5 protein-coding genes are annotated in these 4,469 nt (G+C 65.5%); all 5 read left to right on the forward strand.

The annotated features are described in order from the left end of the window. Positions 1–119: 119 nt before the first annotated feature. The 5 genes from D7V97_RS46905 (at position 120) to D7V97_RS40495 (ending at position 3,993) form a co-directional block, all read left to right on the forward strand. Positions 120–353 carry a transposase zinc-binding domain-containing protein gene (locus D7V97_RS46905; protein WP_368669009.1) on the forward strand — a complete coding sequence of 78 codons (234 nt, stop codon included), beginning with the start codon at positions 120–122 and terminating at the stop codon, positions 351–353. A 238-nt stretch (positions 354–591) separates the two neighbouring features. Continuing rightward, on the forward strand, positions 592–1,686 hold the full coding sequence (locus tag D7V97_RS45060) for a hypothetical protein (protein WP_158623558.1): 1,095 nt from the start codon (positions 592–594) through the stop codon (positions 1,684–1,686). A 1-nt stretch (position 1,687) separates the two neighbouring features. Next, positions 1,688–2,593, forward strand: coding sequence for an AHH domain-containing protein (locus D7V97_RS40485; RefSeq protein WP_158623559.1), 906 nt, complete (start codon positions 1,688–1,690; stop codon positions 2,591–2,593). Between the two features lie 48 nt (positions 2,594–2,641). Then, on the forward strand, positions 2,642–3,220 hold the full coding sequence (locus tag D7V97_RS40490) for a DUF1629 domain-containing protein (protein ID WP_120615904.1): 579 nt from the start codon (positions 2,642–2,644) through the stop codon (positions 3,218–3,220). Continuing rightward, complete coding sequence (locus D7V97_RS40495) at positions 3,217–3,993, forward strand: Imm49 family immunity protein (protein ID WP_120615905.1); 777 nt, start codon at positions 3,217–3,219, stop codon at positions 3,991–3,993. The genes D7V97_RS40490 and D7V97_RS40495 overlap by 4 nt, the downstream gene beginning before the upstream one ends. Positions 3,994–4,469 lie beyond the last annotated feature (476 nt).

A 4,469-nucleotide genomic window follows, 5' to 3' on the forward strand; every position in this document is an offset into this window, starting at 1 on the left:
CGCGGGTGGGAGTACCGGCGGAGGCGGCCGGAGCGGACGGTGTTGTATGCGGTGGTGAGGGACAACCTCGCCACGTTGCTGGCGGAGGGAGCGAGCTGGGGCGCGGCCAGCCCCGGTACGTGGAGCGGGACTTCGCCAAGTACCTGGAGTGTGGAGGGTTGGCGCACGGCTTCGCGCGGGTGCGCTGTGAGCGTTGTAAGGAAGAACTTCTCGTCGCCTTCTCGTGCAAGGGACGAGGGGTGTGCCCGTCCTGCAATGCGAAGCGGGCGCATGTGACGGCGGCGCACCAGGTGGAGCGGGTGCTGCCGCACGTGGCTTATCGACAGTGCTCCACCCAGAGTGCACCGGCATAGCGCACAGCTCGTGGGCTCCCGTCAGCGGCCTTCCTCTACCTCTCTGCTCCCACCCGCTGTCCTCGACATTGCCTCCATTCCTTTTATGCGCCGCGACATGTGCCATCTGCCCTTGATGCGGTTGGGCATGGGCGGCGGCGAGCGGGATACGAAGCGGCTCCAGGCGCTCGATCACGGGAGGCGCATCGACACACAGCACGCGGGAAGCTAGCCTCCCTGGCCTCGAATCGGGGGACTGATGGAACTCGCCGTCACTGGTTTGGGCATGGTGTCATCGGTCGGTCTCGGAGTCGTGCCCGCTTGCGCGGCCATCCGGGCAGGCATCGTGCGCCCGCAGCCGCTACGGTCCTTCCAGGTCCTCGAGAGCGAGCCTGTCGAGTCCCTGCCGCTCGTCGCGCATCCCATCGAGGGCTACACGGAGGGTTTTCTCGCCGTGGGCCGCTGGCTGCGGCTGGCCGCGGGCGCATTCGACGACCTGCTCACGTACGGCACGCCGCCAGGCCGGAGTAGCACGGCCTTCTGGAGACAGACGGGGCTCGTCGCCGCCCTTCCGTTTCCGGATGAGGAAAGCCTGAGCGGGCACCTCCAGCGGGACCTTGAACTCCTCAGGAAGGCCTACGTACTGCCGCTCCTGCGCATCGTCGGCGTTCCCATCTCGCCCGAGCACACACAGTTGCTCTGGAGCGGGCATGCCGGCGCCCTGGATGCCGTGTGTCATGCACAGCGCATGTTGGAGGCAGGACGAGTCGAGCGGGTGGTCGTCATCGCCGCCGACTCATACCTGGATGAGCGCACGCTTGAGGAACTGCTGGATCAGCGTCGGCTGAAGTCTCCTTCCGTGCCTTGTGGGCTGATGCCGGGCGAGGCTGCGGCCTGCTTCCTGCTCGAGACGCGGCGGAGTCTAAGAGCCCGCCAGGTACGGCCAGAAGCCATCATTCGTGGAGCCGTCACGGCAAGGAACGAGCGGTCCTCGATGACGGACCCACCCACGGGTGAGCTGCTCGCCCAGGTCACCCAGCAGACGCTCGACATGGCGGGACTCACCTCGCCCTTCTCAGGGGATCTACACACCGACTTGAATGGAGAGAACTGGCGCGCTTCCCACGTGGCATACGCCCGGGTTCGTCTGTCGGAGCGGCTGTCCCCGGACGTCCGCCTCCGCACCACGGCGCTCTCCCTGGGCGACGTGGGCGCCGCGAGCGGAGCCGTCTCTCTCTGCGTCGCATGCCGTGCCTGGCGGCGTGGCTATTCCCTCACGGATACCTCGCTCATCCTCATGCTCTCCGAGCGAGGTCACGGAGGAGCATTGCTCCTGGAAAAGGTATGGAGCTGACATGTCCCACGACACGAATAGCCCGCGGAAGAAGTCTCCCAAGGAAGAACACCTCGATGCGGTCCAGGGGCGCACCCACCACTCCACCAAGGGGTTCGACGATGGCAAGTGCCTGTGGCGCGGCATCTACAAATATAACGTGCACTCATGCAGCTACCGGTACCAGGCGCGTGGCAGGGCGGAAGAAGACCCGTCCGTCTACAACTGGCCGGCCTACCAGAAGGCAGCCACCGGGCAGAAGACCCAGACGGACTACAACGCGGAGACGGACTACCCCAAGTGGTACCGCACCGAGCTCGATGCCCCCACCGATACCGGCAAGGAATGGGACATCAAGGGCAAGAACTTCAAGGGCGGTCTCAAGCCCTACTGGAACGACGCCCACCACCTCATCCCCGTTGCCGCCCTCGAGAAGGGCCTTGAGGCGGTGGCCGAGGACCTTGCCACGACGCGCCGGAAGGAAGGCAAGGAAATGATGACCTCCGGGTCGGACATCCGCCTCTACTTCGAGGAGTCCCTGCTTCGCGCCGGATACAACATCAATCACAAGACGAACATGCTCATCCTGCCCATGGACCACGTCATCTCGGACATCCTGCGGATGCCCAAGCATGGCGGGCCCAGTTCCAACAACCATATCCAGTACAATCGTCTCGTCCAGAGCCAGATGGATAAAATCATGGATGTCTTCCGCGACAACTTCAGCGACCTGCCGGACAAGGAACACCTGTCCGACAAAGACCGGCGGCTCCAGAAGGCGCGGCTCGAATCCCTATCCAACCGTCTCTACAAACTGCTCACCCAGGACAGTCTTCGGGGCGCGCCTCCACCGGCCCAGCCCTACGCGGGGGGCGGGTCCGTGGAAGAGCGAGTGCCGGGGTTGAAGGTCGCGCTCGGGTCAAGCTAGTGAGCGGCAGCGCGCTTCGAACCTGGTTCCAACCCGAGGAGGGTATACGTGAGATTCTACAGTTGGACGACCCTGGGGCAGCCGGACGTGGAGCAGTGCTTCCTGGATGCCGCCCCTCAGGGCCTCGGCGCCCGAAGCTCCTTCCTGGCGCGAGGCAAGTCCGTCAAGGGGCTCTACCCGGAGTCTCCTCGCATCGACTTGAGTGAGGAGAACCCTGGCCTCCGACTGGAGTCCTTCGTTGGCAACATCAAGCGGATGCTGGTGGTGTCCCGTCCCCTGCGCGCGCTCCTCGAGCAGTGGTGCAAGGGGCAGGAGGTCGAATACCTGCCGGTGCACATCTACAACCATCGCGGCAGGCTCCACACCGATGACTACAGCATCGTCAACCCGCTCGGCACACTCGACTGCATCGACCTGGAACGGAGTGAGGTGGAAATGATGGAGGGAGAGGTCGTAGGCGTGGGCCGCATCGTGCTCTCGCCCGCGAAGCTGGAGCGGCCTCCCCACCTCTTCCGGGTGCGAGAGGCCCCCGACTTCTACGTCATCAGCGAGCCCCTGGCAGAGGCTCTGAAGGCGGGTGGTTTCACCAATGTGGTCCTCGAACCCCTGGAGGTCGCGAATACATGACCCTGGCCTCCACCTTCCTGCCTGTCTTCCGCAAGAACGCACTGTACGAGAACGCACAGAAGATTCCCGCCATGCGCGCGGGGAGGGCCAGCGCCGCGGAAGTGGTTGAACTCTGCCGGAACTACCGCGTCGCCGGCATCTGCTCGCTCCTGATGTCGGCATCGGCCCGGGAGTTCCATCACTTCCTGCGCAAGAGTGCCTCGGCGTTGGCGTTCTGCACGTCACGGGGCACACCCGCCTTCACTCGGGTCCGGGCCTTGCCCCTCCTGCTGGATGCCCTCTGCTGTGGGGAGGTCCAGGTGGCCGAGGCCTTCGCACGGAAGACTGGGGCGACCTGGGACTCCCGCTCCGAATACGAGGAGGACTTCCTCTATGCGAGCTTCCTCTGCTCACACTTCCTCCTGCCTCCGGATGTGGCCCGAGACACCGAGCTCGTGGACCGGTATGTCGGGCTCGTGGGCTCGGGAGAGGAGCCGCGGCTGGTCGTCGTGCAGGCGTTTCTCGGGAACGACGGAGCGCTGTTCGAGCAGGGCCTGGAGTCGCTGCTGGCGGCGCGGGCCGCACGTTACCAGCGCCTCGCGGCAAGGGAGGCCATTCCCCGTTGGGAAGCCGCGACCGAAGGCTGTGTATGCATCGAAGGCCTGGCGCTGGTTGCACTCGCGGAGAGCAAAGGATTCCGTACCCGCAGGGACTACCTGCACGTGCCCTCGCTCGTCAGACTGCCCGCTCCGCCCTCTGCTGTTCCCAGTTCCTGGGAGGACGTGCGCGCGTGAGGCGCATGGCCTGAAGCCAGTACACGGCCGCCGCCACGTCCAATGCCGCTACCATGGGCGGAGTCAGGCTGTGGCCGTGGTTCGGCCAGATGCAGACAGCTCACCACTCCAACAACGAGCGACGCCGGTCGTTCTCACCCTGGCCCGCCCGGATGGCACCCGGAAGGACAACCTCGAACTCCCCTGTACTCCTGCGCGCGCGGTTGAGGGAAGCGGCGCACCGGCTCGCCACCACTCCCCCAGCAGGAGAGGAAGGGGAGTGCGTGGCGCGTGATGCAGCGAGCAGGAAGGAGCCGAAGAAGGAGAGGACACCGCGAGTGGACTGGGCCGAGTTGCTCAGGAGGACGTTCGACTTCGACGTGTTCGCCTGCGTGAGGTGTGGAGGCAGGCTTAAGGGGCTTGGCGTACCCAAGGGGGCTCAAGCGGCCTGTCCACCGGCCGGGAGCATCGCTCGGGCGGCCCCTCTGCACCCTCCC

The organism is Corallococcus sp. CA053C, from assembly GCF_003611675.1.
In the GTDB taxonomy this organism is placed as follows: domain Bacteria; phylum Myxococcota; class Myxococcia; order Myxococcales; family Myxococcaceae; genus Corallococcus.

Excerpts from the sequence above, each read along its gene's own strand:
- D7V97_RS40485 (WP_158623559.1), top strand. The coding sequence starts at position 1,688 with ATGTCCCACGACACGAATAGCCCGCGGAAGAAGTCTCCCAAGGAAGAA.
- D7V97_RS40495 (WP_120615905.1), top strand. The coding sequence starts at position 3,217 with ATGACCCTGGCCTCCACCTTCCTGCCTGTCTTCCGCAAGAACGCACTG.
- D7V97_RS45060 (WP_158623558.1), top strand. The coding sequence starts at position 592 with ATGGAACTCGCCGTCACTGGTTTGGGCATGGTGTCATCGGTCGGTCTC.